The 26,684-nt window shown below is 69.3% G+C and carries 27 protein-coding genes and 1 tRNA gene; 9 read left to right on the top strand and 19 right to left on the bottom strand.

The annotated features are described in order from the left end of the window. Positions 1–10 precede the first annotated feature (10 nt). A complete protein-coding gene (hrpB, locus tag HWX58_RS08535) occupies positions 11–2,560 on the top strand; it encodes an ATP-dependent helicase HrpB (protein WP_175986961.1) in 2,550 nt (849 codons plus the stop codon). Between the two features lie 359 nt (positions 2,561–2,919). Here hrpB and HWX58_RS08530 read toward each other — a convergent pair whose 3' ends face one another. The 3 genes from HWX58_RS08530 to HWX58_RS08520 form a co-directional block, all read right to left on the bottom strand. Further along, positions 2,920–4,500 carry an L-serine ammonia-lyase, iron-sulfur-dependent, subunit alpha gene (locus HWX58_RS08530; protein WP_175986958.1) on the bottom strand — a complete coding sequence of 527 codons (1,581 nt, stop codon included), beginning with the start codon at positions 4,498–4,500 and terminating at the stop codon, positions 2,920–2,922. A gap of 92 nt (positions 4,501–4,592) precedes the next feature. Then, positions 4,593–4,665 (bottom strand) — tRNA-Arg (locus tag HWX58_RS08525). A 74-nt stretch (positions 4,666–4,739) separates the two neighbouring features. Next, a complete protein-coding gene (locus HWX58_RS08520) occupies positions 4,740–5,300 on the bottom strand; it encodes an asparagine synthase (protein WP_175986956.1) in 561 nt (186 codons plus the stop codon). A 126-nt stretch (positions 5,301–5,426) separates the two neighbouring features. Between HWX58_RS08520 and HWX58_RS08515 the strand changes: the two genes are divergently transcribed. Then, complete coding sequence (locus HWX58_RS08515; protein WP_175986954.1) at positions 5,427–6,263, top strand: SDR family NAD(P)-dependent oxidoreductase; 837 nt, start codon at positions 5,427–5,429, stop codon at positions 6,261–6,263. Positions 6,264–6,276: 13 nt separating this feature from the next. Here HWX58_RS08515 and HWX58_RS08510 read toward each other — a convergent pair whose 3' ends face one another. From HWX58_RS08510 to HWX58_RS08475, 8 genes are all read right to left on the bottom strand, one after another. Continuing rightward, positions 6,277–6,915: a GntR family transcriptional regulator gene (locus HWX58_RS08510; RefSeq protein ID WP_227530105.1), complete on the bottom strand. Its 639-nt coding sequence runs from the start codon at positions 6,913–6,915 to the stop codon at positions 6,277–6,279. Between the two features lie 128 nt (positions 6,916–7,043). Then, on the bottom strand, positions 7,044–7,685 hold the full coding sequence (locus tag HWX58_RS08505; protein WP_175986949.1) for an NADPH-dependent F420 reductase: 642 nt from the start codon (positions 7,683–7,685) through the stop codon (positions 7,044–7,046). A 36-nt stretch (positions 7,686–7,721) separates the two neighbouring features. Continuing rightward, the gene (gene sufU, locus HWX58_RS08500) at positions 7,722–8,165 is read right to left on the bottom strand and encodes a Fe-S cluster assembly sulfur transfer protein SufU (protein WP_175986947.1); all 444 of its coding nucleotides are present in this window, start codon (positions 8,163–8,165) and stop codon (positions 7,722–7,724) included. After that, positions 8,162–9,496, bottom strand: a complete 1,335-nt coding sequence (locus HWX58_RS08495; RefSeq protein ID WP_175986945.1) for a cysteine desulfurase — start codon at positions 9,494–9,496, stop codon at positions 8,162–8,164. The genes sufU and HWX58_RS08495 overlap by 4 nt, the downstream gene beginning before the upstream one ends. Before the next feature lie 54 nt (positions 9,497–9,550). Further along, positions 9,551–9,736, bottom strand: coding sequence for a hypothetical protein (locus HWX58_RS08490; protein ID WP_175986648.1), 186 nt, complete (start codon positions 9,734–9,736; stop codon positions 9,551–9,553). A 32-nt stretch (positions 9,737–9,768) separates the two neighbouring features. Continuing rightward, the gene (locus HWX58_RS08485) at positions 9,769–10,101 is read right to left on the bottom strand and encodes a DUF6804 family protein (protein WP_175986942.1); all 333 of its coding nucleotides are present in this window, start codon (positions 10,099–10,101) and stop codon (positions 9,769–9,771) included. Positions 10,102–10,175: 74 nt separating this feature from the next. After that, positions 10,176–10,484: a hypothetical protein gene (locus tag HWX58_RS08480; RefSeq protein WP_175986939.1), complete on the bottom strand. Its 309-nt coding sequence runs from the start codon at positions 10,482–10,484 to the stop codon at positions 10,176–10,178. Next, positions 10,481–11,365, bottom strand: coding sequence for an SDR family oxidoreductase (locus HWX58_RS08475; RefSeq protein ID WP_175986936.1), 885 nt, complete (start codon positions 11,363–11,365; stop codon positions 10,481–10,483). Before HWX58_RS08475 ends, HWX58_RS08480 begins: the two co-directional genes overlap by 4 nt. Before the next feature lie 148 nt (positions 11,366–11,513). On the opposite strand from HWX58_RS08475, the gene HWX58_RS08470 reads away from it, so the two are divergent. Together HWX58_RS08470 and surE are read left to right on the top strand one after the other, a co-directional pair. Beyond that, positions 11,514–12,515, top strand: a complete 1,002-nt coding sequence (locus HWX58_RS08470; protein WP_175986934.1) for a 1-phosphofructokinase family hexose kinase — start codon at positions 11,514–11,516, stop codon at positions 12,513–12,515. Continuing rightward, positions 12,512–13,315 (top strand): 5'/3'-nucleotidase SurE, encoded by an 804-nt coding sequence (gene surE, locus HWX58_RS08465; RefSeq protein ID WP_175986932.1) that lies wholly within the window; start codon positions 12,512–12,514, stop codon positions 13,313–13,315. The genes HWX58_RS08470 and surE overlap by 4 nt, the downstream gene beginning before the upstream one ends. Here surE and HWX58_RS08460 read toward each other — a convergent pair. The 4 genes from HWX58_RS08460 to HWX58_RS08445 form a co-directional block, all read right to left on the bottom strand. Continuing rightward, entirely contained in the window at positions 13,252–13,587 is a 336-nt protein-coding gene (locus HWX58_RS08460) for a DUF7882 family protein (protein WP_175986930.1), read from the bottom strand. The genes surE and HWX58_RS08460 overlap by 64 nt on opposite strands. A 311-nt stretch (positions 13,588–13,898) precedes the next feature. Continuing rightward, complete coding sequence (locus tag HWX58_RS08455) at positions 13,899–14,465, bottom strand: NADPH-dependent FMN reductase (protein WP_175986928.1); 567 nt, start codon at positions 14,463–14,465, stop codon at positions 13,899–13,901. 73 nt (positions 14,466–14,538) lie between these two features. After that, positions 14,539–14,673, bottom strand: a complete 135-nt coding sequence (locus HWX58_RS08450) for a methionine/alanine import family NSS transporter small subunit (protein WP_175986926.1) — start codon at positions 14,671–14,673, stop codon at positions 14,539–14,541. Next, on the bottom strand, positions 14,670–16,277 hold the full coding sequence (locus tag HWX58_RS08445) for a sodium-dependent transporter (protein ID WP_175986924.1): 1,608 nt from the start codon (positions 16,275–16,277) through the stop codon (positions 14,670–14,672). The genes HWX58_RS08450 and HWX58_RS08445 overlap by 4 nt, the downstream gene beginning before the upstream one ends. A 70-nt stretch (positions 16,278–16,347) precedes the next feature. Between HWX58_RS08445 and HWX58_RS15400 the strand changes: the two genes are divergently transcribed. After that, positions 16,348–17,094, top strand: a complete 747-nt coding sequence (locus HWX58_RS15400; RefSeq protein WP_368356418.1) for an FAD-binding protein — start codon at positions 16,348–16,350, stop codon at positions 17,092–17,094. A 12-nt stretch (positions 17,095–17,106) separates the two neighbouring features. Next, positions 17,107–17,508 (top strand): FAD-linked oxidase C-terminal domain-containing protein, encoded by a 402-nt coding sequence (locus HWX58_RS15395; RefSeq protein WP_368356417.1) that lies wholly within the window; start codon positions 17,107–17,109, stop codon positions 17,506–17,508. Here the strand turns inward: HWX58_RS15395 and HWX58_RS08435 are convergent. Next, positions 17,477–18,469: a LacI family DNA-binding transcriptional regulator gene (locus HWX58_RS08435; protein WP_175987077.1), complete on the bottom strand. Its 993-nt coding sequence runs from the start codon at positions 18,467–18,469 to the stop codon at positions 17,477–17,479. The two genes, HWX58_RS15395 and HWX58_RS08435, sit on opposite strands and share 32 nt — an antisense overlap. Positions 18,470–18,661: 192 nt before the next feature. Between HWX58_RS08435 and galT the strand changes: the two genes are divergently transcribed. Together galT and galK are read left to right on the top strand one after the other, a co-directional pair. Next, positions 18,662–19,849 (top strand): galactose-1-phosphate uridylyltransferase, encoded by a 1,188-nt coding sequence (gene galT, locus HWX58_RS08430; protein ID WP_175987074.1) that lies wholly within the window; start codon positions 18,662–18,664, stop codon positions 19,847–19,849. Further along, positions 19,846–21,006 carry a galactokinase gene (gene galK, locus HWX58_RS08425; RefSeq protein ID WP_175986922.1) on the top strand — a complete coding sequence of 387 codons (1,161 nt, stop codon included), beginning with the start codon at positions 19,846–19,848 and terminating at the stop codon, positions 21,004–21,006. The genes galT and galK overlap by 4 nt, the downstream gene beginning before the upstream one ends. Before the next feature lie 37 nt (positions 21,007–21,043). On the opposite strand, the gene HWX58_RS08420 is transcribed toward galK, so the two are convergent. Both HWX58_RS08420 and HWX58_RS08415 read right to left on the bottom strand, forming a co-directional pair. After that, positions 21,044–21,406: an alpha/beta hydrolase family protein gene (locus HWX58_RS08420; protein ID WP_175986920.1), complete on the bottom strand. Its 363-nt coding sequence runs from the start codon at positions 21,404–21,406 to the stop codon at positions 21,044–21,046. A 51-nt stretch (positions 21,407–21,457) separates the two neighbouring features. Beyond that, on the bottom strand, positions 21,458–24,133 hold the full coding sequence (locus HWX58_RS08415; protein WP_175986918.1) for an excinuclease ABC subunit UvrA: 2,676 nt from the start codon (positions 24,131–24,133) through the stop codon (positions 21,458–21,460). A gap of 206 nt (positions 24,134–24,339) precedes the next feature. On the opposite strand from HWX58_RS08415, the gene HWX58_RS08410 reads away from it, so the two are divergent. Then, on the top strand, positions 24,340–25,314 hold the full coding sequence (locus HWX58_RS08410) for an IS481 family transposase (protein ID WP_175986915.1): 975 nt from the start codon (positions 24,340–24,342) through the stop codon (positions 25,312–25,314). Positions 25,315–25,379: 65 nt separating this feature from the next. Here the strand turns inward: HWX58_RS08410 and HWX58_RS08405 are convergent, their stop codons facing one another. Beyond that, complete coding sequence (locus HWX58_RS08405) at positions 25,380–26,648, bottom strand: Na+/H+ antiporter NhaA (RefSeq protein ID WP_250646162.1); 1,269 nt, start codon at positions 26,646–26,648, stop codon at positions 25,380–25,382. Positions 26,649–26,684: the final 36 nt, after the last annotated feature.

Below are 26,684 nucleotides of genomic sequence, written 5' to 3'. Positions count from 1 at the left end.
CAATAGACGAGTGAAGACCGCGCCGTTCGACCTCGCCCGCATCGGCGACGGCCTGGCGTTCGCGGCAGCGGTCGGCGACCTCGACGCAGCACTCGATCGCAGCGACGGCGCCGTCGTCAGCGCCCCGCCCGGCACCGGCAAGACGACGCTGGTTCCCCCGATGCTCGCGAACCGCACGAGCGGACGGGTGATCGTCACCCAGCCCCGCCGCGTCGCCGCCCGCGCGGCAGCGCGCCGACTCGCAGACCTCGACGGCTCGCCGCTCGGCGAGCGCGTCGGCTTCACGGTGCGCGGCGATCGGCAGATCCGCGACACCGCTCGTATCGAGGTCGTCACGGCCGGCATCCTGTTGCGCCGCCTGCTCGCCGATCCTGCACTCGACGGCGTCGGCGCCGTCGTGATCGACGAGGTGCACGAGCGGGCTCTGGAGACCGACCTGCTCATCGGCCTGCTCGGCGAGGTGCGAGAGCTCCGTGACGACCTCGCCCTGATCGCGATGTCCGCGACGCTCGACGCCGACGCGGTCGCCGCCGCCGTCGGGACGACGGACTCCCCCGCACCGATCGTCGCACAGACCGTGCCACAGCATCCGCTCACCGAGCGCTGGGCGCCGAGCGCCGCGCCACGGCTGGACGAGCGGGGCGTCACGCGGAGCTTCCTCGACCACGTCGCGCAGGTCGCGACATCCGCCGCACGAGACGCCGGCGCCTCTGCCGACACCCTGGTCTTCGCACCCGGCGCGCGCGAGGTCGCCGAGATCGCGCGACGTCTGCGCGGTGCCGGCGGCGACTTCGACATCCGTGAACTGCACGGCCAGCTTCCCGCCGCCGATCAGGATGCCGTGATCCGCGGCCGCGAAGCCACAGACCCGCCCCGCATCATCGTGACGACCTCTCTCGCCGAATCCTCCCTCACTGTTCCCGGCGTCCGGGTCGTCGTCGACACCTGCCTGTCGCGGCAGCCGCAGCGCGACGCGGCCCGCGGGATGAGCGGCCTCGTGACCGTCCCGACCTCGCGCTCCTCGGCCGTGCAGCGCGCCGGACGCGCGACCCGCGAAGGACCCGGCACCGTGGTCCGCTGCGTCGACGAACGGACCTACGCCGCCGCCCCCGCGCGGCCCGCACCCGAGATCGCGACGACCGACCTGACCGAGGCCGCGCTGCTGCTCGCGTGCTGGGGCACGCCGGGCGGAACCGGCCTCCGGCTGCTCGACCCGCTCCCCGCCGACAGCCTGGCCGGATCCGCATCCGTGCTCCGCGGTCTCGGCGCGATCGACGACGACGGGCGGGCGACCGACGAGGGGCGCCAGCTCGCCCGCATTCCTGCCGATCCCCGCCTCGCCCGCGCGCTGCGCGACGGCGGTTCCCTGGTCGGCGGGCGCCTCGCCGCCGAGGTCGTCGCGCTGCTGGGCGGGCAGGCGCGCATCGCGGATGCCGACGCCGCTGCCGCCCTCGTGACTCTGCGCGGACGGCGAGGCGGCGACCATCGCGCCTGGGAGCAGGAGACCCGCCGATTGCAGCGGTTCACGGCCTCCGAGGACTCCGCACATCGCGGGACGGATGACGTCGGCCTCGTCATCGCGCTCGCGTTCCCCGAGCGGATCGCCCGCCGCGTGACGCGCGGTGCCGATGGCGCGACGTTCCTGCTCGCATCCGGCACGCGCGCCGGGATCACGGGACCGCTCGCCGACGCCGAGTGGTTGGCCGTCGCCGATGTCGCCCGCGCCTCAGGGCGTGCAGCCGCCGGCACCGGCGCGATCATCCGCTCGGCGGCGGTGATCGACGAGCGGCACATAGAGCAGGCGGCGAGCCACCTCATCACCGACCGCGTCGAGGCGGAGTTCGCGGACGGCCGCGTCGTCGCGCGCCGCGAGCGACGCATCGGCGCGATCGTCCGCTCATCCGTCCCGGTGCGGGTGAGTGCGCAGGACGGCCAGAATGCTGTGCGCCGGGCCGTCGAGTCGGGCGGACTGGGCATCCTCACCTGGTCGGATGCCGCCGACGACCTGCGCCGCCGGCTCGCGCTGCTGCACCGTCAGCTGGGCGACCCCTGGCCGGACGTCTCGGATCGCGGGCTCCTCGCGGCGCTCGACACCTGGCTCGGTCCGGAGCTCGCAGCGCTCGCAGGCGGCGCACCGGTCGCTCGCCTCGACCTCGCGCCGGCGCTGCGCCGGCTGCTGCCGTGGCCGGCCGCCTCGGAGTTCGACGCGCTCGCGCCGGAGCGTCTGGAGGTGCCGAGCGGGTCGCGGGTCCGCATCGCCTATCCGCCTTTCGACGACCCGGATGCGCGGCCCGTCGTCGCCGTGAAGCTGCAGGAGTGCTTCGGTTGGGCGCAGACGCCTCGCATCGTCGGCGGCCGCGTGCCGGTGCTGTTCCACCTGCTCTCTCCTGCCGGCAGGCCTCTCGCCGTCACGGACGACCTCGCCTCGTTCTGGTCGGGTGCGTACGCACAGGTGCGCGCCGAGATGCGCGGCCGGTACCCGAAGCATCCGTGGCCGGAGGATCCGTGGGCGGCGGCACCGACCCGGCATACGAAGAAACGGGATGCTTCGACGCGCTGAGCGGGGAGCCGGAGGCGACGTGTCGAAGCCGCCTATCGCGTCCGCCGCCGCCGCGTCAGCGAGGCGAGCAGCAGGGCGCCCGACGGCGAAGGCGAGCACGACGAGCAGCGGCCCGTAGACGTCCCAGCCCTCGTCGCCCGCCGCGACGGCGCCGATCGCGTCGATCGCGTCGATCGTGTAGCTCAGCGGCAGCCAGTGCTGCGATGACGCGCATCGTCGCGCCGTCGTAGCCGTGCTCACCGAACTCGTGCATCGTCGCAGCCGCGATCCGTTCGCGGGCATCCGAGTCGCCCGGAGGGCGCCCCCTGCCGCGTCTGCTCACCATGCCGACAGCCTACGACCGCCGGAGTTCACCGCGGTCAGCACTCGATGACGTTGACCGCGAGACCGCCCTCGCTGGTCTCCTTGTACTTCGTCGACATGTCGGCGCCGGTCTGCCGCATCGTCTCGACGACGGCGTCCAGTGAGACGTAGTGCTCGCCGTCGCCGCGCAGCGCGAGCCGCGACGCCGTGACGGCGGTGGATGCCGCGATCGCGTTGCGCTCGATGCAGGGGATCTGCACGAGCCCGCCGATCGGGTCGCAGGTGAGGCCGAGGTGATGCTCCATCGCGATCTCGGCGGCGTTCTCGATCTGCCGGTTCGTGCCGCCCATGACAGCCGTGAGACCGCCCGCCGCCATCGCGCACGCCGAGCCGACCTCGGCCTGGCAACCGCCCTCTGCACCCGAGATCGACGCGTTCGCTTTGAAGAGCGAACCGAGCGCGGTCGCCGTGAGGAGGAACCGGCGGATTCCGCGGCGCCGGTTCGCCTCGGCGATCTGCTCGGGGGACGGTTCGCTTTCGGGTCCCTCCGGTCGCTCAAGCCGTTTCGTCTCACGTAGCGGTTCGTGAGCGAGCGGAGCGAGTCGAAGGGCGCTCAACGACCCGTCAAGGGCACGCGCGTCGCCCCCGCAGAAGCCGAGGAGGGCGCTGCCGACGAGTTCGCCGTACGGGGTGACGGCGTTACCGGAGCCGAGCCCGGAGTCGGCGAGGAACCGCCACCAATACATCGCGACGGCGGGGAGGATGCCGGCGGCGCCGTTGGTGGGAGCGGTGACGACCCGTCCGCCCGCCGCGGTCTCCTCGTTCACGGCGAGCGCGAACGCGCCCAGCCACTCCCCCGGGATCGCGGGCGAGCCGTCCGCCTCGATCGCATCCAGCTGCTCGCGGATGGCCCCGGCCCTGCGCTTGACCTTGAGGATGCCGGGCAGCACGCCGACCGTGTGGAGTCCGGCATCCACGCAGCCGGCCATAGCATCCCAGATCGCGTCGAGACCGGCCGCGACCTCCTGCTCGGAGCGCAGCGCCATCTCGTTCTCGCGGGCGACGTCGGCGATCGTGATGCCGCGCTCGTCGCACAGCGCGAGCAGCGTCGCAGCATCCGTGTAGTCGAGCGGGAATCCCCCGGCGGCGATCTGCGCCTCCTCGCCGTCGCGCCGGATGAACCCGCCGCCGATCGAATAGTACGTGTGCTCGGCGATCACGTCGCCGGCGGCGTCGTGCAGGCGTAGCGTCATGGCGTTCGGGTGGCCGGGCAGTCGCGTGCGCGGGGCGAACTCGATGTCGTCCTTCACGAACGGCACGGGATGCTCGCCGGCCAGCAGCAGCGGAGCGCCCTCCGGGTACGCGGACCACGCCGAACGGACCTCGGCCGGGTCGCAGGTCTCCGGCGCCAGTCCGCGGAGCCCAGCGATGACGGCATCCGGGGTGCCGTGCCCGATCCCGGTGGCGCCCAGCGACCCGTACAGCGTGCACGTGACCCTGGCGGCATCCGCGAGCGCCCCGTCCGCACGCAGCCGCTGTGCGAAGTCGAGCGCGGCGCGCATGGGGCCGACGGTGTGGGAACTGGACGGTCCAACGCCGATGGAGAACAGGTCGAAGGCCGAGACGTACGCAGTCACTCCTCCAGGCTACGCTGGCGACGTCGAAACGCAGGGAAGAAAAGAGCCCCGCCGCTTTCGCGACGGGGCTCGACTACTGTCTCAACACAGTGTGCGCCACAAGGGACTCGAACCCCTAACCTTCTGATCCGTAGTCAGATGCTCTATCCATTGAGCTAGTGGCGCATTTCGCGGCCTGTTTCGGCGAAACGGGCCTCAGCAAGAATACATGACGGAGCACGCGAACGCGAAACCGGGCGTCAGGACGCCGTCTCGCGCTTGCGCTTGGCCCGCTGCTGCGACGACAGCGCCTGGAGGTCGACGAGGCGCAGCGCCTGCATCCGCGCCTCGCGCATGGTGTCGTAGTCCGGGTCCTGATCGGGGCGCATGCCCTCGACGATGAGCCGGCGGTCGAGGTTGCTGCGCACGTCTGCCCATGCCGCCTCGCGGGCGGCCTCGACGAGCGAGCCGAGAGCGTCGGAATCGGCAGCCATGGCCGTCAGCCGCTCGGCGACGGCGGCATACTGCTTGGCGCGCCTGCGCAGATTGCGCACATCGCGGTCACGGTAGTCGTGCGTTCCGGCCGGGTCGGAATAGCGTCCCCTGGCGCGCTTGCGCAGGCGCGTCATGGCCTCTGCTCCATGCTCCGATTCGCGGGCCATGGCCAGCAGCGCCTCGCGGGCGTCGTCGACGTACTGCTCGGCGTCGAACGCCCCGCCCTGAGCGATCGTTCCGACGAGAATGTGGTTCTTCACGGCGAGCCGTGCGGCGGCAGTGGCGATCGCGACCCCTTCGGCGATCGCATCCGCTGTCTTTCCCACCTCGGCCTCCTCTCTCCCGATCGTATCGTCACCAACCGACGCGACTGGGGCCACAATGGAAACCGACAGGTTCTCCCCACCTGCAATGACGCGAACAGCACGACCCGAGTGCTGGAGGAGGATGCGATGCGACGGCTGACCCTGGCCGGAAACACGACCGTGATCACCGGTGCCGCCAGCGGAATGGGCGCAGAGATCGCGCGTCTGCTCGCGGCGGCACGCGTCGATCTCGCACTGATCGACCGCGACGCCGAGGCGCTTGCATCCCTCGCCGCGGGCCTTCCCGGCCGCGTCACGACGCACGTGGTCGACCTGCGCGAGGACACCGCCGTGGCGGATGCCGCGACGCAGATCATCGCAGCGCATCCGCGCATCAACGCCCTGATCACATGCGCGGGGTCGTCGATGCTCGGCAGCATCGAGCAGCTCACCATGGAGGAGATGCGATGGCTCCTCGACGTCAACCTGTGGGGCACCGTGTCGATCACCAAGGCCCTGCTGCCGGCGCTGCGCGCACAGCCGGCCGCGCACATCACCCACCTCGCGAGCGTCTACGCGCTGGCCGCCCCGGCCGGGCGCATCCCGTACGCGATGAGCAAATTCGCCGTGCGCGGGTTCTCGGAGGCCCTCCGGCATGAGCTCGAGGACAGCCCGGTCACGGTCGGCGCCGTCTATCCGGCGGGCGTGCGGACCGGCATCATCCTGCACGGCCGGTACGCCGCCGCGATCGACCCGGCGGTCGCGGCGCGTGCGGCGTCGGCACAGGCCGCGATGCACCACACCGAACCGGCGGATGCCGCGGCGCGGATCATCCGCGCGACGGAAATGCGCCGCGCGAGGACCATGGTCGGCCGCGAGGCGCGACTGATCGACCTCATCGTGCGCGCGGCGCCCTCGGGCTATTGGCGGGCGATGCGCGGTCAGCTGCGCGACGTCACCGACACGACGACGCCGGTACGGTGAGCCCGGAGCGGTCTCAGCCGGCGGATGCCTCGTCCGGCAGTCCGAAGCGGCGCTCGGCCGCCACGAATCCTTCGGCGAGATGGGCAGCCACGAGGCTGCGCACCAGCTCCACGTCGCGGGCGGCGATCGCCGTGTACAGCTCGCGATGCGACACGGCCATCGTGTCGGGCTCCTCGTACAGCCCGAAGATCCACTTCAGGCGCGTACCGAACACGCCCACCAGCTCGACGAGCACGGCGTTGCGCGCGAGGACGGTCATATAGGCGTGGAAGTCGACCGCCGCGTTCTGCGCCGCGAGAAGATCGCCGTCGCGCGCGGCCTGCTCCTCGCGCTCCAGCACTCGCAGGAGTCCTGCGAGACCGGCTTCGTCATGACGCTCGGCGGCGTAGGTGAAGAGCATCGTCTCGAGCGGGCCTCGCACCTCGGCGAATTCGCGGACGTCGTCCCGGGTGTACTCGCGGACGACGGCATAGGTGCGTGGACGCGAGACGACGAGCCCCTCGGTGACGAGTGCGCGGATGGCTTCCCGGACGGGAAGCCGCGAGACGTTCAGCCTCGCGGCGATGTCGCGCTCGACGAGCTTGGACCCCGGTTTCCTGCGCCCCGTCACGATGTCATCCCGCAGCACGCGCGCGACGCGTGCGGACTCCAATTCCCCAGATTTCTCCCCCATTCGAGCAATTGTGCCACCCAACGGGGCAATCGCACAGAACGTGGTATGACGGCGTCGATGCCGCGGCGGCGCAGATTCTGCCGCCGCGACAGCGCCGCGGTGGTCGATCAGGGCAGGCGGTTCGCCTTCGCCAGGTTCTCGGTGAGCTCGGCGGCGTTCTGCCGGACGACGTACGCCGGGCGGTCGCGCTCGACCCGCCACGACTCGGTCAGGGGCCCGACGTTGACGGCGTCGAAGCCGACCTCGTCGTAGAACCTCGTCGCGAACGCGGCGGCGTCGTCGAAGTCGCTGGCGATCGCGAGTGCGCGGCGGTTCTCCGTGTCGGCGGGCGCGCCGTCGGTGGTGATCTCGCCGGAGCGGATGTGGTTGAAGGCCTTCACGACCTTCGAGGTCGGCAGGTGCTCCTGCAGCATCTGCGAGGTCGTGGTCTCACCGGCATCGAGGGCGTCGATGTGTCCGTCGCGCTCGAAGTAGTAATTGTTGGTGTCGAGCACGATCTTGCCGGCGAGCGGCTCGACGGGCACCTGCGACAGGGCGTGCAGCGGCACGGTCACGACGACGACATCTCCGGCCTCTCCTGCTTCGGCGGGCGTCGCCGCGCGCGCCTTCGGCCCGAGCTCTGCGACGAGATCGCCGAGCGTCTCCGGTCCTCGCGAGTTCGCGATCACGACGTCGTAGCCGGTCGCGACCGCGGCGCGTGCGATCTGGCTGCCGATGTGTCCTGCACCGATGATTCCGAGTGTTGTCATGCCGAGATGCAACGCCGTCGGTGCGGCGGTATTCCGTCAGTCGAGCTTGCGCAGAGCATCCTCGGCGGCCACCCACGCGAGCATCGCGCACTTCACCCGGGCGACGTAGCGCGAGACGCTGCCGAGGGCTGCGGCATCACCGAGGAGCTCCTCGTCGGGCTCGATCTTTCCGCGCGAGCGCATCGCCTCGCGGAACACGTCGATGCGCTGCTGGATCTCGGCGACCGTCATGCCCTCGACGAGGTCGGCGAACAGCGAGGCCGAGGCCTGCGAGATGGCGCAGCCGTGCCCCTCCCATGCGATCGCCTCGATCGTGCCGTCGCCGGCGGGATGCACCTGAAGGGTGATCTCGTCGCCGCAGGTGGGGTTGAGCTGGTGCGACTGGGATGCGACCTCGTCGCGCAGCCCGAAGCCGTGCGGCGTGCGCGAGTGGTCGAGGATGAGCTCCTGATACAGGTTCTGCAGGTCCTGGGAGGTCATGAGCGCACTCCGATGTCGCGAGTGGCGGCGACGCCGCCGAGGAAGAAGTCGATGGTCGCGGCGACGCCATCGAGGAACGCGTCGATCTCGGCCTCGGTCGAATAGAGGTAGGTGCTCGCCCTCGTGGACGACGTGACGCCGAGCCTGCGGTGCAGCGGCTGGGCGCAGTGGTGCCCGACGCGCACGGCGATACCGCGGTCGTCGAGGAACTGGCCGACGTCGTGCGAGTGGATGCCGGGGATGTCGAAGCTGGCCAGCCCCACCCGGGGCAGGTCGATGCCTGCGCCGAGGACGCGGACGCCGTCGATCGCGGCGAGCCCGGCGAGGAGCCGGCGACCGAGGATCTCTTCATGGGCGGCGATCCGCGGCATCCCGACCTCGTCGAGGTAGCGCACGGCGGCGGCGAGCGCGACGGCCTGCGACACGCGTTGCGTACCCGCTTCGAAGCGCTGCGGCGGCGGCAGGTACTCCGCCTCGGTCGTCGTGACGGTCGTGATCATCGACCCGCCGGTGAGGAACGGCGGCATCGCGGCGAGCAGCTCACGGCGGCCGTAGAGCGCCCCGATGCCTGTGGGTCCGAGCATCTTGTGACCGGACAGCACCGCGAAGTCGACGTCGAGCTGCTTCACGTCCAGCGGCAGGTGCGGCGCCGACTGGCACGCGTCGAGCAGCACGAGCGCTCCGACAGCGCGAGCGCGGTCGACGAGCGCGGCGACGGGATTGATCACGCCGAGCACGTTGGACACGTGGGTGAACGCGACGATCTTCGCCCGCTCGGTGATGTGCGACTCGAGCTCGTCGAGACGCAGCGCACCGTCATCGTCGAGCGGGATGACCCGCAGCGTCGCGCCGGTGCGGGCGGCGAGCTCCTGCCACGGGATGAGGTTCGCGTGGTGCTCCATCTCGGTCGTGACGATCTCGTCGCCCGCGCCGAGCCGGAAGCGCTCGGCTTCCGCTCCCCCACGGCCGACCGAGGCGTTCGAGAAGGCGTAGGCGACGAGGTTGATCGCCTCGGTGGCGTTGGACGTCCAGACGATCTCGTCCTCCTCGGCTCCGACGAAGCGCGCGAGCGCGCCCCGCGCGTCCTCGAAGGCCTCCGTCGCCTCGGCGGCGAGGGTGTGCGCGCCGCGGTGCACGGCGGAGTTCAGGGTCGTCGCGAAGTCGCGTTCGGCGTCGAGCACGGCGATCGGACGCTGCGAGGTCGCCCCGGAGTCGAGGTACACGAGCGGATGCCCGTTCACCTCGGTGTGCAGGATCGGGAAGTCCTCGCGGATGCGGAGGACCTCGGCATCCGTCAGGGGTGCATCCGTCTGTGCCGCGGTCGAACTCATCCTTCAAGCTTCTCATCTGCCGGGCTACGCGGGGTCGCGCCGCAGACGACCGGCTCAGGCGGGAGTGTCGTCGGGGTCGAGGGACTTCAACTGATCCTCTTCGACCGCGTTGTCGGCATCCAGCTGATCTTCGGTCGTCTTGTCACCACCGACCGGCGCGCCGTCGGAGCCGCCCACGAGGGCCTCCGCCGTCTCGTCGGGGCGGATCTCTTCTGCGGGGTCGGGTAGGCGATCATCCATACCCGCACGCTACGCCCAACCGCGCTCCGGCGCTACGCCTCGCGCTCGTTCCGGATGAGGATGCCGGCCGCGATGAACAGCAGCGCGGCCACGAACTGCGCGGCCGTCCACACCTGGCCGGTGAAGCCGAACGGGAACACCGGGTTCCAGATCACCGCGATCGCGACGAACACGATGGTCCACCACCACTGCCGCGCCTGCCAGGCGAACCACGCGACGATCAGCGCGAGGATCGGGACGAGGTAGAAGATGATCGTCGCGACGATGTTGTCACCGTTGAACAGCGGCGACAGGAACAGGGCGATCGCGGCGAGGAGCCCGGGGGCCAGTGCGTTGCGCTGCATCTGCGGGGTGGGAGAGGCCATGCCTCCATCCTCCCGCACATCCATTCACCGCCGCGGTGAGGACGTGCGGAGCTCGTGATCCTCGGGTGAGCCGCTTACAACCTCGGCGGGAAGTGCGGGATGCTGTTCGGCCGTGTGGCGCGCGAAACCGGGCCGGCGGCGTCCGCGGCATCCAGATCGGCGAGCAGCTCGTCGAGGTCGCGGTAGCGCGACCGGGTCGGGCAGGGGCTGCGCAGCCACAGCACGTCGTAGGTTCCCGTCTCGTTGCGGTCGACGTACGCGACCAGGCGCGAGGCGTCGGTCTCGGTGAGCGCGCTGTCGCAGATGCGCCACGCGGTGCGGGCGATCGGGATGACCTCCCAGACCGATGCGGGTCGCGGAGGCTCCGGTGCTGTCATTGTCATAGTGATTTCCCCCCGGTCACCGCGAGGACGGTCCCCGAGGTGTAAGACGATTCCCCTGATGCGAGGTAGACGTAGGCGCCGGCGAGCTCGGCGGGCTGACCCGCCCGGCCGAGCGGAGTGTCGCTGCCGAAGTTCTGGACCTTCTCGTCGTCCCAGCCGGTCGCCGGGATGAGCGGTGTCCAGATCGGCCCCGGCGCGACGGCGTTCACGCGGATGCCGCGAGGCCCTGCCTCGTCGGCGAGCGCACGCACGAAGGCGACCTGGGCGGCCTTCGTCATCGCATAGTCGATGAGGCCGGCCGACGGGTTGAACGACTGAATGGATGCCGTGACGATGATGCTCGCGCCGGCCTCGAGCCCGGGGAACGCGGCCCGTGCTGAGAAGATCAGCCCCTCGAGGTTGGTCTGGAACACCCGGCGCATCTCGTCGGTGCGCAGGTTCTCGAACCCGTCGATGTCGTGCTGGTAGCCGGCATTGAGCACAAGGATGTCGAGGCCGCCGAGGCCCTCGCGCGTCTGGTGCACGGCCTCAGTGGCGAAGCCCTCGTCGCGCAGATCGCCGGCGAGGCTGAGCCCGGTGCGGCCGGCATCCCGTACGAATTCGAGGGTGGTATCGGCATCCCCCTGCTCCTCGGCCATGTGCGCGATCGCGACGTCGGCGCCCTCGCGGGCGAAGGCGATGGCGACGGCGCGACCGATGCCGGAGTCGCCGCCGGTGATCAGGGCCTTGCGCCCCTCGAGCCGGCCGTGGCCGACGTAGCTCGTCTCGCCGTGATCGGGCTCCGGGCGCATCTGCTCGGTCTGCCCGGGCTGGCGCTGGGTCTGGGCCGGGAACCCGTCGTCCTCATGTGCGTGTCGGGGGTCGGCGGTGCTCTCTGCCATGCGGGCCGCTCCTTCAGCGTCAGGGGGTGTGGTTCCACCTTCTTCTACGGGATGCTTCTGACCAAGGGGGTTGACACCTCCCCGTCCCGGCGGCAGACACTGGAGGATCGAACGAGAGAGCTGAGCCACCGGACGAAAGCGAGTCGACATGAGCGTCACGATTCTTGCCCCGTCGCCCACGTTGACGGTCACGGTCGAAGACCATCCGCAGGGTTCGGAGATCCATGTGCACGCCGGCGGTCAGGGCGTCTGGCAGGCGAGGATGCTGCGGCGCCTGCAGGTGCCGGTGACCGTGTGCTGCCTGCTCACCGGCGAGGTCGGGCGCACGATGCAGCACCTGCTGGAGGACGAGGACGTCACCGTCCACGCGCTCACCCGCGACGGGCGCGGCTCGGCGTACGTGCACGACCGGCGCGGCGGCGAGCGGATCGTCGTCGACGAGGAGGACGGCGACCCGATCGGGCGGCACGACCTCGACGATCTCTACGCGGCGATGCTGCGCAGCAGTGAGGACGCGTCCGTCGTGGTGCTCAGCGGCCCCGCCGGCGAACACACGATCCCCGCCGACTTCTACCGGCGCCTCACGATCGATCTGCGCGCGGCCGGCAAGACCGTCGTCGCCGACCTGGCCGGCGAACGGCTCGAGGCGGTGGTAGCCGGCGCGGTCGACGTGCTCAAGGTCAGCCACGAGGAGCTCAAGGCCGACGGCCTGGTCGCCGAGACGACCGATGAGGAGATCGTCACCGCGATGCAGCGGCTCCGCGCCGAGGGCGCAGGCGCGGTGATCGTCACGCGAGCGGGCGACCCGCTGCTACTGGCCGATGCCGACGGCATCCTCGAGGTGACCCCGCCCCCGTTCGAGGAGAACGAGACCCGCGGCGCCGGCGACTCCCTCACCGCGGGAGTGATCGCGGCGCTCACCCGCGATGAACCGTTGCGGGACGCGATCACCCTGGGCGCGGCGGCCGGGGCGCTCAACGTGACCCGGCACGGACTGGGCACCGGCGATGCCGACGTGATCGAGAGCTTGCGCGAGAAGGTCGCCGTCCGCGAGCTTCCCTCCGGGGACGCCGATGACCGTGAACCCGAGGGAAGGGTGAGCCCCGACGGGCTGGCTGCACTCGCCGAGCCGGAGGAGGACGAGCGATGACCCGCGTACTCATCACCAACGACGACGGCATCGACGCGCCGGGGCTGTGCGCGCTGGCCGAGGCCGCACTCGGCGCCGGGTTCGACGTCACCGTCGCCGCACCCGCCGTGCAGTCGAGCGGTTCGAGCGCGTCGATCGTGGCGGCCGAGACCAACGGCCGGATCGGCGTGGAGCACCGCACGCTGGCGCCGATCCCCGAGGTGAAGGCGTTCGCCATCCAGGGCGGACCGGGCCTGATCGCGTTGATCGCCGCGCGCGGGGCGTTCGGCGATCCCGCCGATGTCGTGCTGTCGGGCGTGAACCACGGCGCGAACGTCGGCCGCGCCATCCTGCACTCCGGTACCGTCGGCGCCGCCCTGACCGGCGGGCTCAACGGCGCGCGCGCGATGGCCGTGTCGCTGGATGTCGGGATGAATCCCGGACGGTTCCACTGGAAGAGCGGGGCGGATGCCGCGATCGCCCTGATCCCGGAACTGCTGGCCCGCGAGGAGGGCACGGTGATGAACGTCAACGTTCCCAACAGCGAGAGCGCCCGCGGTATCCGCGAATCGACGCTCGCGCCGTTCGGCATCGTCCAGATGACGGTGGCCGAGAGCGAGGAGAGCTACCTTCGGCTCGCCGTCGAAGAGCTGCCCAACGTCCCCACTGCCCACAGCGATGCGGCGAACCTCGCAGACGGCTGGATCACCGTGACCGGCATCGACTCGATCATCGAGCGGCCGCTCGGGCTCGGGGCTCAGCCGGGCAGCTCCGACGAGGCCGGCTCGCCGCCGGGCTCGGGCGGCTCGGGAACGAGGTAGAGACCGGTCCGCGCGTTGGCGGTGAACGCGAGGGCGTCGACCCAGGCGCGGTTGATCGTGGGCTGACGGCCGCCGTAGTACTTGTAGACGATCGAGCTGCCCGGGTGCACCCAGACGGTCGTGCGTCCGCCGCCGACGCTGGCGTCGTCTCGCCAGCTGAACGCGAAGGGCTCGCCGCGGCGCAGCTTGGCGCTGATGACGAGCTGCAGATGCGTCAGTGCGCGGTCGTCGACCTCGACCTTGACCCCGCCCTCGTAGATGAATCTGCCCATGGTCGTAGCGTACGCATCAGACACGCGCCGTCGCACCGGTCAACCCCTCTTCCGCCCCGGCGCGTCTCCCCTAGCGTGAGTTCATCCGAGCGACGAGAGGACACCGCGATGAATTCTCACGATGACGCCCCCTACGAGCCGACCACCACGCATGCCGAGTGGGGTGCGGGCGATCCGCACCTGACCGTCACGCGCGATGGCGATCGGTTCACGTTCGCCCTGACCGCGGATGCCGTGCGCATCGGCTCGGCGGTCCGGAGGCATCGTCCCGTACAGCGTGCACGTGACCTTGGCCGCATCCGCGACCGGCGTCAACGACGCGGAAGAACCGTGAGTACGCGCACGATGTGCTCGCGGAACTCCGCCATGTAGTCACGGAGGAACTCCTCCGTCTCGGGCTTGGTTATCGTGCCGTCCTCCTGGAACACGTCCTTCGTGAAGTGGATGTAGGCCTCGGGGGCAGTCATGAGGCGGGTGTTGCAGAAGGCGAGGACCGAGCGCAGCGCCTGCTGAGAGACGGCCGTGCCGATGGCGCCGATGGAGGCGCCGATCATCGCGGCCGGCAGGTGGTCGAAGGAGTTCTCGCCGTACGGGCGCGACGCCCAGTCGATCGCGTTCTTGAGCGCGCCCGGGATCGAGCGGTTGTACTCCGGCGAGATGAACAGCACAGCGTCGGTCGCCTCGATCGACGTCTTCAGTTCGCGCGCCTCGGCCGGGTAGTCGTCGTCGGCGTCGGGGCTGTACAGCGGAAGGCCGCCGATGGGGATCTCGGTGAACTCCAGGTCGTCGGGCGCGAGTCGGATGAGCGCCTTCGACAGGGTGCGGTTGATGGACGTGGATGAGAGGCTTCCGATGAAATAGCCCACCTTGTACGACATGGATGTCTCCTCACGGTTCGGTGAAGACCCCAGTATGCGCCGGGGATGCCGAGGCGGGAAACCCCCTTGCGGATCAGAGTTCGACCGGCGGCGCCGGTTCGTCGTCGACCTGCTCGGGGTGACGCACGAGGTTCACGATCGCGGCGACGAGGCCGCCCCACACCGTGACCATCGCGATGATCATGAAGATGATTGCCGGCGTCGTCATGCTCCCGCCCCCTCGGCCGTCCGGATCGTTCCGGTCTCGGCATCCGGCTCGTAGCTCTCCTCGACGAGGAATTCGTCGTACTCGGGGTCGTCCTTGGCGTGCGAACGCCTGCTCCACGGTACGAGCGACAGGATTACGGCGAGGATCACGAGCGAAATCACCATCCCCCACCCGAAGATCGAGAGGAACCAGTCCGGATAGCCCTCGTACGGGGTGTTGATCTTGGCGACGAGCTCGCTGATGAACAGGTAGCCGAGCACGATCGGGGCGAGCAGCCCCACCAGCAGCTTCCAGGTCAGGCCGGTGCGGAAGCTCGAGCGGCGGTTCAGGTGCTCGCTCAAGACGGGGAGCTTGTGCAGCAGCCAGGCGACCACGATGACCGCCACGAGCGCGACCGCCATGATGCCGAAGGCGTTGACGAAGGCATCCGTCGTGTCCAGCACCGCCAGCGCGGTGGTCGTCGAGAAGAACGCCATCGAGATGACCGCCAGCGGGATCGTGACGATGAGCGTCGCGCGTATGCGACCCCAGCCGAGCTTGTCCTGGATCGCGGCGACGATGACCTCGAGGATCGAGATCATCGAGGTGAGCCCTGCGAACGTCAGCGCGCCGAAGAAGAGAACGCCGATGAGCGGGCCACCGGCGGCCTGGGAGACGATCGTCGGGAAGGCGACGAAGGCAAGGCCGATGCCGGCAGAGGCGACGTCGGACACCTGGGCCGACTGCGCCTGTGCCATGAAGCCGAGGGCGGCGAAGACGCCGATGCCGGCGAGGATCTCGAATCCCGAGTTCGCGAAGCCGACCACGAGGCCGGAGCCGGTCAGGTCGGTCTTGCGCTTCAGGTACGACGAGTACGTCACCATGATGCCGAACGCCACGGACAGCGAGAAGAAGATGTGCCCGTACGCACTGGCCCACACGGCGGGGTCGCCGAGAGCCTGCCAGTTGGGCGTGAAGAACGCGTTGAGCCCGTCCATGGCCCCCGGGAGGAACAGCGACTGCACCACGAGGACGATGAACATGACCGTCAGCAGCGGCAGCAGCACCGAGTTCGCCGCGCCGATGCCGCGCTTGACGCCGAAGCCCATGATCACGATCGTCACGACCCAGACCACGAGCAACGGGATGCCGACCTGCGGGACGAATTCGAGCGAGATGCCCCCGGCTACATCGCCCATGTTGAGGAAGTCGCCGAAGAAGAAGTCGTTCTCGTTACCGGGGCCCCAGCTGAGCTGCGCCGAGAACCAGGTGTACATCGCCGCCCACGCGATGATGACCGCGTAGTAGACCGAGATCACGACGCAGATGAGCACCTGCCACCAGCCGAGCGGCTCGGCCGCGCGGTGCAGGCGGCGGAATGCGAGCGGTGCAGAGCCGCGGAAGCGGTGTCCGATCGCGTAGTCGAAGAACAGCAGCGGGATGCCGGCGGTCAGCAGCGCGCACAGGTACGGGATGAGGAAGGCGCCGCCGCCGCCCTCGTATGCGACATACGGGAAGCGCCAGATGTTTCCGAGGCCGACGGCCGAGCCGATGGCCGAGAGGATGAAGACGTTGCGAGAGCCGAAGGCCTCGCGTTTCGGTGCGCGCGTCGTTGCCGTACTCATGTCAGCCGACCTTACCGGAACGCCTCGGATCGGTGTTCGCGTAGGGTGATCGCTGTCAGGAAGGACACGCATGTCAGAGGCGACCGGCTCCGTGATCGAGCGGCTCAAGACCTCTCTCCCCGACGGGGCGGTCATCACCGATCCAGGGTCGATGGACGCGTACCGCTGGGATCGTGCGAACGATCCTGCCGCCGGGGTTCCGCTCGCGGTGGTGCGCGCGACCTCGACCGAGGACGTGCAGGCCGTCGTGCGACTGGCGGCCGAGACCGGCACCGCGGTGATCCCGCGCGGCGCGGGCTCGGGGCTGTCCGGCGGGAGCACGGCCGTGGACGGCGCGATCGTGCTGTCTCTGGATCGGATGCGGTCGATCTCGGTCGATGCGGACACGCGGATGGCCGTCGTCCAGCCCGGTGCATTCAACGCAGAGGTCAAGGCCGCGGCATCCGCGCACGGCCTCTGGTACCCGCCCGACCCGTCATCGTTCGAGTTCTGCTCGATCGGCGGGAACGTCGCGACGAACGCCGGCGGGCTGTGCTGCGTGAAGTACGGGGTGACGACGGACGACGTGCTCGGCATGACGGTCGTGCTCGCTGACGGGCGGGCCGTGCGCCTGGGCGGCCCGCGGGTGAAGGATGTCGCGGGGCTGTCGCTGACGAAGCTGTTCGTCGGCAGCGAGGGGACGCTCGGGGTGATCACCGAGGTGATCCTTCGCCTCGTGCCGCCGCAATTACCGCCCACGACGCTGGTGGCGGTCGTCCCGACTCTCGAGGGCGCCACCGGCGCCGTCATCGAGGCGACCCGCAGCGCTCGCCCGTAGATGCTGGAGTTCATGGACAACCCGACGATCCGCGCGGTCGAGGCGGCGACGCGGACGGGGCTCGATGTCGACGCGGCGGCGATGCTCGTCATCCAGTCGGACGGACATGCGGATGCCGCAGCACAGACAATCGCGGTGCTCGCACACGCCGGCGACGGCAACACGCATCCGGTGCTCGTGTTCGATCCGGCCGATGACGCGCAACGGGAGCGCGCGCACCTCGCGTACGGCGAGGTCATGGCGCTCGCGATCGCGCTCGGCGGGACGATCACCGGCGAGCACGGCGTCGGACGGCTCAAGCGGCCGTGGCTCGGCGACTACCTGGGCGACGACGTGCTCGAACTGAACGAGCGGATCAAGAAGGCGCTGGACCCGCAGGGGATCATGAACCCGGGGGCCGTGTTCGCGGGGTGATCAGGCCCGATCGCTCCGGGCTGCTCGACCGCACGATCAGCCGTGTCGGGATGATCGTGGCTTCGTCGCCCAGCGGCGTCGACGGGTCCGCGACGAGTGCGGTCACGGCGGCCTCGGCGAGCGCGGTGAAGTCCTGGCGCACGGTCGTCAGCGGGGGCAGGTAGTCGGCGGCTTCGGGGACGTCGTCGAACCCGATCACCTCGGTGTCGTCGGGTACGCGGTCGCCGCGTTCGGCGAGCGCCCTGAGCACCCCGAGCGCCATCTGGTCGTTGGCGGCGAAGACGGCGGTCGCGCCGCTCAGACGCCCGGCCGCGTCGTGCCCGGACGCTGCGCTCCAGTCGCCGCGCACGACCTCCGGCACGTCGGCGCCCGCCGCATGGAGGGCCTCGCGCCATCCTCGTTCCCGCTCGGCTGCGGCGAAGGAATCGGCCGGACCGGCGACATGGTAGACCGTCCGGTGGCCGCGGTCGAGCAGATGCCGGGTGGCGGCCATCGCACCGCCGGCGTGGTCGCTGCACACCGTCCGCAGTCCGCTGTCGGCTGCGGCGTCGACGACGACGACCCTCAGCCCCTCGAGCTGGTCCGAGGCGTGAGTGAGGGCGGATGCCTCGTTCAGGACGACGGCTCCGTCGACGCCCTGGTCGCGCAGGCGTGCGAACGCCTCACCGATGCCGTCCGCCGCGGTGACGACGGTGAGCGCGTAGCCGCGCTCGGCCGCGGCCTCGGCCGTGGCCTGCAGCATCCGCGAATTGCCGGTGGTCGCGAGCGTGGTGGCGACGATACCGAGGGTGAGCGAACGCCCGGTGCGGAGCGCTCTGGCCGCGCGATGGGGGCGGTAACCGAGCTCGGCCATGGCCTGCTCGACCCGTGCACGCGTCTCCGGGTCGACGCGCGGGCTGTCGTTGACGACGCGCGAGACGGTCTGCCCGGACACCCCGGCGCGGCTGGCGACCATCGCCATCGAGACGCGACCGGACGGCGCGCCGCGGCGGGGCCGCCGCGCAGGCATCAGGCCGGAAAGGTCATCGGTCACCGGCATCCCTCGCTTCTGCTCCGTGTTGACGACTCCGCGCAGTGTTGACGACTCCGCAGTGTTCACAACTCCTGAGTGTTGACGTTATCACCGCGGTGGAGCTACCGTGTTTACGTGAACATGCACGAATCTCCGGAGTTGCGCCCCGCCGACACCGTCGAGCTCGGTGCGGGCGTGGTCAAGCGATCCACGCGCCTCGCCGACGGGCGAGAGCTGATCTACTACGACGACACCGATACCGCGCTCGGTCCCGACCGGGCCGTCGATGCGCGCTCCCTCGACCCGCGTCCCGAGACGGCGAGCATGCGCCTCGACGTGCTCACCGGCGACTGGATCACGGTCGCGTCGAACCGCCAGAACCGGGTGATGATGCCGGGTGCCGACGCCGACCCACTGGCGCCGCAGACGCCGGAGAATCCGTCCGAGGTGCCGTCGCGCTACGACGTCGCCGTGTTCGAGAACCGCTCGCCCGCTTTCGGCCCCGCTCTCGCGCAGGCGACCGGAGATGCTCCGGCGGCGGCCAACGCTCCGCGCGGGCTCGACGACCTCGACGCACTGGGTCTCGGCCGTACGCGCACGGCGACGGGGCGCTGCGAGGTCGTGTGTTTCAGCCCCGACCACTCCGGCTCATTCGGCACGCAGACCGTCACGCGCGCACGCACCGTGATCGAGGCCTGGGCCGACCGCACCGCCGCGCTGTCGCAGCTGCCGGGCATCGAGCAGGTCTTCCCGTTCGAGAACCGCGGCGAGGCGATCGGGGTCACGCTCCCCCACCCGCACGGGCAGATCTACGCCTACCCGTACGTCACGCCCCGCACGCGGCGGGTGCTCGAGAGCATCGACCGCACGGCGCCGGAGCTCTTCCAGCACCTCCTCGACGAGGAGCAGGGATCCGAGCGCGTCGTGCTCCGCGGCGAGCACTGGACGGCGTTCGTGCCGTTCGCCGCGCGCTGGCCGCTCGAGGTGCACCTGATGCCGCACCGGCACGTCCCCGACCTCGCCGAGACCACGTCCGCCGAGCGCGATGAACTCGCGCCCCTGTACCTTCGGCTGCTGCGGGGCGTGGACGCGCTCTACGACACCCCCACGCCGTACATCGCCGCGTGGCATCAGGCGCCGGTGAACGTCGGCCGGGATGCCGTCCGGCTGCACCTGCAGCTGACGAGCCCGCGCCGGGCAGCCGACAAGCTGAAGTTCCTCGCGGGGTCCGAGGCAGCGATGGGCGCCTGGGCGACCGAGGTGACGCCCGAGCTCGGTGCACAGCGGCTGCGCGACGCGATCGCCCGCGCCGAGGAGCCCGCGGAGTGAGCGCGCAGGATGCCGCGACCCGGCTGTTCCGCGAACTGACCGGCCATGATGCCGACGGCGTCTGGTCGGCGCCGGGCCGTGTGAACCTCATCGGCGAGCACACCGACTACAACGACGGGTTCGTGCTGCCGTTCGCGACGCCGCATCGCACGTATGCCGCTCTCGGCATGCGCGATGACGAGCGCATCCGGGTCGTGTCCACATTCGCGGAGGAGCCGGTCGAGGCGGGGCTCTCCGAGTTGGAATCGACGTTCCCGATCTCCGCCGAACAGGACGCCTGGGCGGCGTACCCGCTGGGCGTGGCGTGGGCGCTCCTGTTGGCCGGCGCGAGCGGGCGCGGCGTCGACATCGCGATCGCCTCGGACGTGCCCGTCGGCGCAGGGCTCTCCTCTTCGGCAGCGATCGAGGGCGCCACGGCGTCCGCTCTGAATGAGCTGTGGGGTGCCGGACTCGACCGCACCGCGCTGGCGTCGATCGGACGCCGTGCCGAGAACGAGGCGGTCGGCGCTCCGACCGGGATCATGGACCAGATGGCGTCCATGCTCGGCGAGGCCGATGCGGCGCTGTTCCTGGACTGCCGCTCGCTCGAGGCGCAGAGCATCCCGCTCGGCATGGCCGAGGCCGGGCTCGCGGTGCTCGTGATCGACACTCGCGTCGCCCATGCGCATTCGACGGGCGGATATCGCGAGCGCCGCGCATCGTGCGAGAAGGGTGCGGCGATCATGGGTGTGCCGGCGCTGCGCGATCTGTCGACAGCCGATCTCCCGCGCGCAGACGGACTCATGGACGACATCACGTTCCGACGGGTCCGTCACATCGTCACCGAGAACCAGCGCGTGCTCGACACCGTGCGCGCGCTGCGCGAGCACGGTGCCCGCGCGATCGGCGATCTGCTGACCGCGTCGCACGCGTCCATGCGCGATGACTTCGAGATCTCGGTCCCCGAGCTCGACACCGCGGTGCAGTCCGCCCTGGACGCCGGCGCCCTCGGCGCGCGCATGACCGGCGGCGGCTTCGGCGGCGCGGCGATCGCGCTCGTCGAGCAGGATGCCGTGCCGGCTGTGGCGGATGCGGTTGCGGCTTTCGCTGCGGCGGGGTATGCGGCGCCTCGGGTGTTTCCCGTCACGCCCGGGGAGGGGGCGCGACGGGACGGGTGATCTCCCGCTCCACGCCCGCGCCCCCGGCGCGCGACCCTCAGGCGGATTGAGAAGCCGCGAGCTCGTCGAACGTCTCGGCGACCCAGTCGGCGATGATGCCGGCGACATACGGCATGTTGTCGATCGAGATGTGCTCCGTGCCGCCGTTGAGATGCATCCCGCGGGTCTTCTCGATGAAGTCGTCCATGTCCGACGCACCCCACACCCAGAAGACGTGATCCCAGTAGTGCGGGACGGGGTTCTCCCCCTCGCGGCGGCGACGCCCTTCCTGCACCTCGAACCAGTCGTGGTTGGCGCCCCACGCGACTCCGAGCTTCAGGCGCTTCTCGAACGCGAGCGCGCGCGGCGCGTAGTAGCCGCCGAGGGACCAGCCGACGATGCCGATCCGCTCGGGGTCCACCGCCAGGCCGGCCCCGGGGGGCGGGAGAGATCTCCGTGCGTCATGTTGTGGTTACCGTTCGGACACGGCGGGCACACCCGCGGCAGCTTCGAGCGCGACGCTGAGATACCGGGCAGACGCGCTGTCGGTTGAAGCCGCGACCTCCGCGGGCGTGCCCGATGCGACCACGCTCCCGCCGTTGTCGCCGGCTCCTGGACCGAGATCGATGACGTGGTCTGCGGCAGCGATCACACGCATGTCCAGCTCGACCATCACCACGGTGTTTCCCGCATCGACAAGTGTCTGCAGATGGGTGACGAGTCGGTCGGCGTCGGCGCAGTGCAGTCCGGAAGTTGGCTCATCAAGAACGTATAAAGTGTCCCCGCGCTGAGCACGCTGGAGTTCGCTGGCGAGCTTGACCCGCTGCGCCTCTCCGCCGGAAAGCTCTGTCGCCGGTTGCCCGAGCCTCAGGTATCCGAGGCCGACGTCGACGAGCGCTGTGAGGGACCGCATGACGTCGTACTCGCCGGCGAAGAAGACGTGGGCTTCCTCGACGCTCATCGCGAGGATCTCGGCTATGTTGCGGCCACGCCACGTGATCTCCAGGGTGCTTGATTGATATCGCGTGCCGTGACAATCCGGACAGACGGTGTAGACCGAGGGCAGGAAGAGCAGCTCGACCATGACTGATCCCTCACCCTCACAGGTCGGGCAACGACCGCCATTGACGTTGAAGGAGAATCGCCCTGGCTTGTATCCGCGTGCACGTGCCTCCGGTGTCTCAGAGAACCGCTTCCGAACGTGGTCGAACAGACCCGTGTAGGTTGCGACGTTCGAACGCGGGGTACGTCCGATCGGCTTCTGGTCGATGCTGACGACACGACGAACTCCGGCGAGATCACCAGCAACTGAACCGTCAAGTTCGTCGGATTCGTCGGTGAGAAGCAGATCTTCCGTCTCCGGCACCTCGACGTCCGTGAGAGGAGGCCGTCCCAGCTTTTCACCGACCAACGCGGGCAGAGCCTGACTTACCAGGCTCGACTTCCCGGATCCTGATACCCCGGTGACCGCGGTGAGTGCCCCCGTCGGGAGCGTGACTGTCACGTCTCGTAGGTTGTTGCGGGTGACGTGCTCGAGCCTCAACCATCCCTTCGGCGTGCGGGGGATGTGCGGCGCAAGGCCGCTACCCCCGAAAATGTATCCACGTGTAACAGAGTCCTCGACTTCTGCGAGCCCGTCGGTGGGCCCACTGTAGATCACGCGGCCGCCGCGCTCTCCTGCCCCCGGTCCGATGTCGACGAGCCAGTCAGCGTGGCGCATCACGTCGACGGAGTGTTCCACGACGAAGAGGCTGTTGCCGCGTCTCTTGAGCCCGTCGAGGATTCCCAACAAAGCGTCGATGTCGTGCGGGTGCAGTCCCGCCGAAGGCTCGTCCAACACGTAGACGACTCCAAAAAGCTCCGATGTGAGTTGTGTCGCCAGGCGCAACCGCTGAAGCTCGCCGCCTGAGAGTGTCGGTGTCGTGCGGCTGAGCGACAGATAGCCCAAACCGAGGTCGATGATGGGGCGCAATCGGCCCAATAGCTCAGCTCCCAATCGCCCCGCAGCGGCGCGCTTCTCTGCTGACCTGTTGGGCGTTCGACGGACATCGGGAGCCGCCGAGTGGGCAGAACCATCTGCGGCGGCGCGCTGCTCCACCGCTTCTTGCCGTGTGTTCTCATCCAGTGCGCTTCCGCTGGTCGCCGAGGTTTCCGAGTCAAGTTCCGTAATGACTCGCTCCAGCAGCGAGGCCAGTTCACGCAACGGCAGTGCGGAAAACTCGGCGATGTCGAGCCCCTCGAAACTCACCGTCAGCGCTTCCGGCTTCAGCCGCTTCCCGTGGCACACCGGGCACAGCCCGGCGGTGAGGAACTGCGCCACTCGCCGCTTCATTGATGCGCTTTTCGTATTGGCGAAGGTGTCGAAAATGTAGCGCCGTGCGCCGACGAAGGTGCCGTTGTAGCTGGGCTCCATCTCCTTCTGGATGGCCGCTCGCGCCTCTCGCAGGGTCAGGCCGGAGTAAACCGGGACCATCGGAGTTTCCTCTGTGTATAGGATCCAGTCCCGGTCCTGCCGCGACAAGTCCCTCCACGGAACATCGACGTCGTAGCCGAGGGAGACCAGGGTGTCCCTCAGCTGCTGGCCGTGCCACGCCGTCGGCCATGACGCGATTGCTCGTTCCCTGATCGTGAGCGATGGATCGGGGACCATCTGCTGCTCCGTCACTTCATACACGCGACCGATACCGTGACATTCCGGGCACGCTCCTTGGACCGTGTTGGCAGAGAAATCCTCGGCATAGAGCATCGGTTGCCCGTCGGGGTAATCTCCGGCCCTCGAGTAGAGCATCCGCACCAAAGACGACAGCGTCGTGATGCTGCCGACTGACGACCGGGCGCTTCGGCCACCACGCTGTTGCTGGAGCGCGACGGCGGGGGGCATACCTGTAATGGAGTCCACATCCGGCACCCCCGCCTGATCGATAAGACGCCGAGCGTAGGGTGCAACAGACTCAAGATATCGACGTTGAGATTCCGCATACAGGGTGCCGAACGCAAGGGACGATTTCCCGGATCCCGACACACCCGTGAAGACCACCATTGCATCGCGGGGGACTGTGAGGTCGACATCCTTCAGATTGTGTTCGCGGGCTCCGCGCACCCGAACGTCGGGCTGAATGTCGGTAGAAGATTCGGTCTGCTGCTGCATGCCGCGGAGCCTATCAGGGAGACTCGCCGACCCTGCGGCCAGCGGGGAATCGGCTCCGAGTATTGCGATGCCCGACCCTTCTTCGGCCTGCTGAGCGACAGCCGGCGCTATCTAGCTGTACTGACCCGGATCGTTGTTGACGTAGGAGAGACCTCCGTAGTCGAGTTGGAGCTGTCTAGGTTCCGTCGAGTCCACGGAGGTCTCTCGTGTCCCACGCTAATGCCCGGCTGACGCCAGCTGGCAGGTTGATCATGGTTCAGCGCATCGGGTCGGGGCGTGCGGTTGCGCATGTCGCCGCGGAGATGGGTATCTCGCGCACGACCGCGTGGCGGTGGTGGCGTCGGTTCCGGGAACACGGCCTGGCAGGTCTGCAGGACCGTTCGAGCGTCGCCCGCTCTCACCCGCGCAGGACGGGTGCGTGCGTGGAGACGCGGGTGCGGATCGTGCGTCACCTCACCCGTCGTGGCCCGGTGTTCATCGCGGGGAAACTGGGTTTGCAGGCCTCGACCGTGGGGCGGGTGCTGCGCCGTCACCAGGTGCCGCTGCTGCGGGAGCTGGACCCGATTACCGGGACGGTGATCCGCGCGACCCGCCGGTCGGCGAGACGCTACGAACACGACCATCCAGGCTCGTTGATCCACGTCGATGTGAAGAAGCTCGGTCGGATCCCTGATGGCGGCGGGTGGCGTCTCCACGGCCGCGGGCGACGCCCCGCGAGCAAACGGGGACTGGGCTATGACTACGTCCACACCGTCATCGACGACCACTCCCGGGTCGCCTACGCGGAGATCCACGGTGATGAGAAAGGCACCACCGCCGCCGGTGTCCTCGACCGCGCTATCGCGTTCTACCAGGCCCTCGGCGTCACGGTCGAGCGAGTGATCAGCGACAACGCCTTCGCCTATCGCCACTCGACCGCGTTCCGAGGCGTGATCGACGCACACGGCATCACGCAGAAGTTCATCCGCCCGCACTGCCCCTGGACCAACGGGAAGGTCGAGCGCCTCAACCGCACCCTCGCCGCCGAATGGGCTTACGCCCGCCCCTGGGCCTCCAACGACGACCGCAGAGCAGCATTGACGACCTGGCTCGACCACTACAACCTAGACAGAGCCCACCTCGGCATCGGAGGCAACACCCCCATCGACCGAATCAACAACGGTCGAGGTCAATACATCTAGCGCAACAAGTGCACGACCATCCGGACGTCGGCGAGTACCGCCGGCGTTGCGCGGTGTTCCCGCGCTCAGGATGAGGATGGAATCTGCTTCGTGCGCGTACCACGGCGACTGGTCTCAAGTGCGGCAGTGAGAGCTCGCGCGTCGTAACTACCGAGCAGGCGACGGCCCTGGATGAAGAACGTGGGGGTCGCGTGCGCACCGCTGGCCTCTGCACTCGCCAGGTCTCGCTCGACACGCTGTCTCACCTCATCACTGTCGAGGTCATGGACGAAACGGTCAACATCGAGTCCGAGATCCGTTGCGTAACCGATCAGGTCATCACGTTCGAGCGCATGCTGACGAGTGAAGACGAAGTCAAGCCAAGGCCAGAACATTCCTTGATTCGATGCTGCCTCGGACGCTCGTGCGGCGATGGGTCCGTGCGGGTGGTGCGGAAGCTGTCGCACGACGTAACGAAGGTCGTCGCCAAAGCGAGCACGCAGATCCTCCCAGGACCCAGTCGCATGCGCGCAGTACGGACACTCGAAGTCCACGAACTCCACGAGTGTGAGCTGAGCGTCCTCCGGCCCGCGGATGTGATCCACTTCGGGGTCAACCGGCGGCGTAAGAAGCATCGGGAGATCCGCTGTTTCCTCCCCCCACAGTTTCGCAGCGACCTTGAATATCGACCATCCCAGGAGCGTTGCAAGCACCATGGCCACCAACACGCCAACGGTCGCCAGGCGCCCGAGCTCGGACGTGGAGCCGAAAGCGAGGCTGATGATCAGCAACGACACCGTGAACCCTATCCCTGAGAGCGCCGCACCACCGAAGACGCTTCCCATGCCGACTCCTTCTGGCAATCGGCCGGCCCCGAGCCTCACGGCGAAGAACGTCGCCAATCCGATGCCCAAGAGCTTTCCGAGGACGAGCCCGGCGATGACGCCCCATGTAACTGGCGACCTGAAGGAATCCGCAAGCACACCTCCTCGCAGGTCCACGCCGGCGTTGGCCAGGGCGAAGATGGGAACAATCAGCAAGGCTGTGGGGAGCCGCAGAACCTCGTGCATGCGCTCATTTACCGAGATACCTTGGGCGAGGCCACGGTTCACCGCGCGGGCTGAAGCGGCGCTCGGGGATTGCCAGAAGTCCCGGAACAGCTGTCGGGCTTCGACAACCTTGTGTCGCCGCGTCGCGTAGGCGGGGATCAGGAGCCCTGCGAGCATCCCGGCGAGGGAGGCGTGCACACCGGAGGTCACCGTCGCGAACCACAGCACGACGACGATGAATACGTATGGTGCTGCCCTCCACTGACGTGTGCGTCCCAGCGCCCAAAGTGCGACCAGGCACCCCAAATGCAATCAGCAGCGGTATCAGCCGAACCTCTTCGC

This window comes from Microbacterium tenebrionis, from assembly GCF_903645325.1.
Classification (GTDB): domain Bacteria; phylum Actinomycetota; class Actinomycetes; order Actinomycetales; family Microbacteriaceae; genus Microbacterium; species Microbacterium tenebrionis.
The sequence above is the reverse complement of the archived record's forward strand: the minus strand, read 5'-3'. Positions and strand labels throughout refer to the sequence as shown.

Coding starts and splice junctions, on each gene's coding strand:
- HWX58_RS08505 (WP_175986949.1), bottom strand. CDS start 7,685: ATGACAACACTCGGAATCATCGGTGCAGGACACATCGGCAGCCAGATC.
- HWX58_RS08450 (WP_175986926.1), bottom strand. CDS start 14,673: ATGACGACGCCGGCAATCATCTTCATGATCATCGCGATGGTCACGGTG.
- HWX58_RS08480 (WP_175986939.1), bottom strand. CDS start 10,484: ATGACAATGACAGCACCGGAGCCTCCGCGACCCGCATCGGTCTGGGAG.
- HWX58_RS08415 (WP_175986918.1), bottom strand. CDS start 24,133: ATGCAGCAGCAGACCGAATCTTCTACCGACATTCAGCCCGACGTTCGG.
- HWX58_RS08460 (WP_175986930.1), bottom strand. CDS start 13,587: ATGGGCAGATTCATCTACGAGGGCGGGGTCAAGGTCGAGGTCGACGAC.
- HWX58_RS15400 (WP_368356418.1), top strand. CDS start 16,348: ATGTCAGAGGCGACCGGCTCCGTGATCGAGCGGCTCAAGACCTCTCTC.
- HWX58_RS15395 (WP_368356417.1), top strand. CDS start 17,107: ATGGACAACCCGACGATCCGCGCGGTCGAGGCGGCGACGCGGACGGGG.
- HWX58_RS08485 (WP_175986942.1), bottom strand. CDS start 10,101: ATGGCCTCTCCCACCCCGCAGATGCAGCGCAACGCACTGGCCCCCGGG.
- surE (WP_175986932.1), top strand. CDS start 12,512: ATGACCCGCGTACTCATCACCAACGACGACGGCATCGACGCGCCGGGG.
- HWX58_RS08435 (WP_175987077.1), bottom strand. CDS start 18,469: ATGGCGATGGTCGCCAGCCGCGCCGGGGTGTCCGGGCAGACCGTCTCG.
- HWX58_RS08490 (WP_175986648.1), bottom strand. CDS start 9,736: ATGGATGATCGCCTACCCGACCCCGCAGAAGAGATCCGCCCCGACGAG.
- HWX58_RS08475 (WP_175986936.1), bottom strand. CDS start 11,365: ATGGCAGAGAGCACCGCCGACCCCCGACACGCACATGAGGACGACGGG.
- galT (WP_175987074.1), top strand. CDS start 18,662: ATGCACGAATCTCCGGAGTTGCGCCCCGCCGACACCGTCGAGCTCGGT.
- sufU (WP_175986947.1), bottom strand. CDS start 8,165: ATGACCTCCCAGGACCTGCAGAACCTGTATCAGGAGCTCATCCTCGAC.
- HWX58_RS08445 (WP_175986924.1), bottom strand. CDS start 16,277: ATGAGTACGGCAACGACGCGCGCACCGAAACGCGAGGCCTTCGGCTCT.
- HWX58_RS08515 (WP_175986954.1), top strand. CDS start 5,427: ATGCGACGGCTGACCCTGGCCGGAAACACGACCGTGATCACCGGTGCC.
- HWX58_RS08495 (WP_175986945.1), bottom strand. CDS start 9,496: ATGAGTTCGACCGCGGCACAGACGGATGCACCCCTGACGGATGCCGAG.
- HWX58_RS08455 (WP_175986928.1), bottom strand. CDS start 14,465: ATGTCGTACAAGGTGGGCTATTTCATCGGAAGCCTCTCATCCACGTCC.
- HWX58_RS08470 (WP_175986934.1), top strand. CDS start 11,514: ATGAGCGTCACGATTCTTGCCCCGTCGCCCACGTTGACGGTCACGGTC.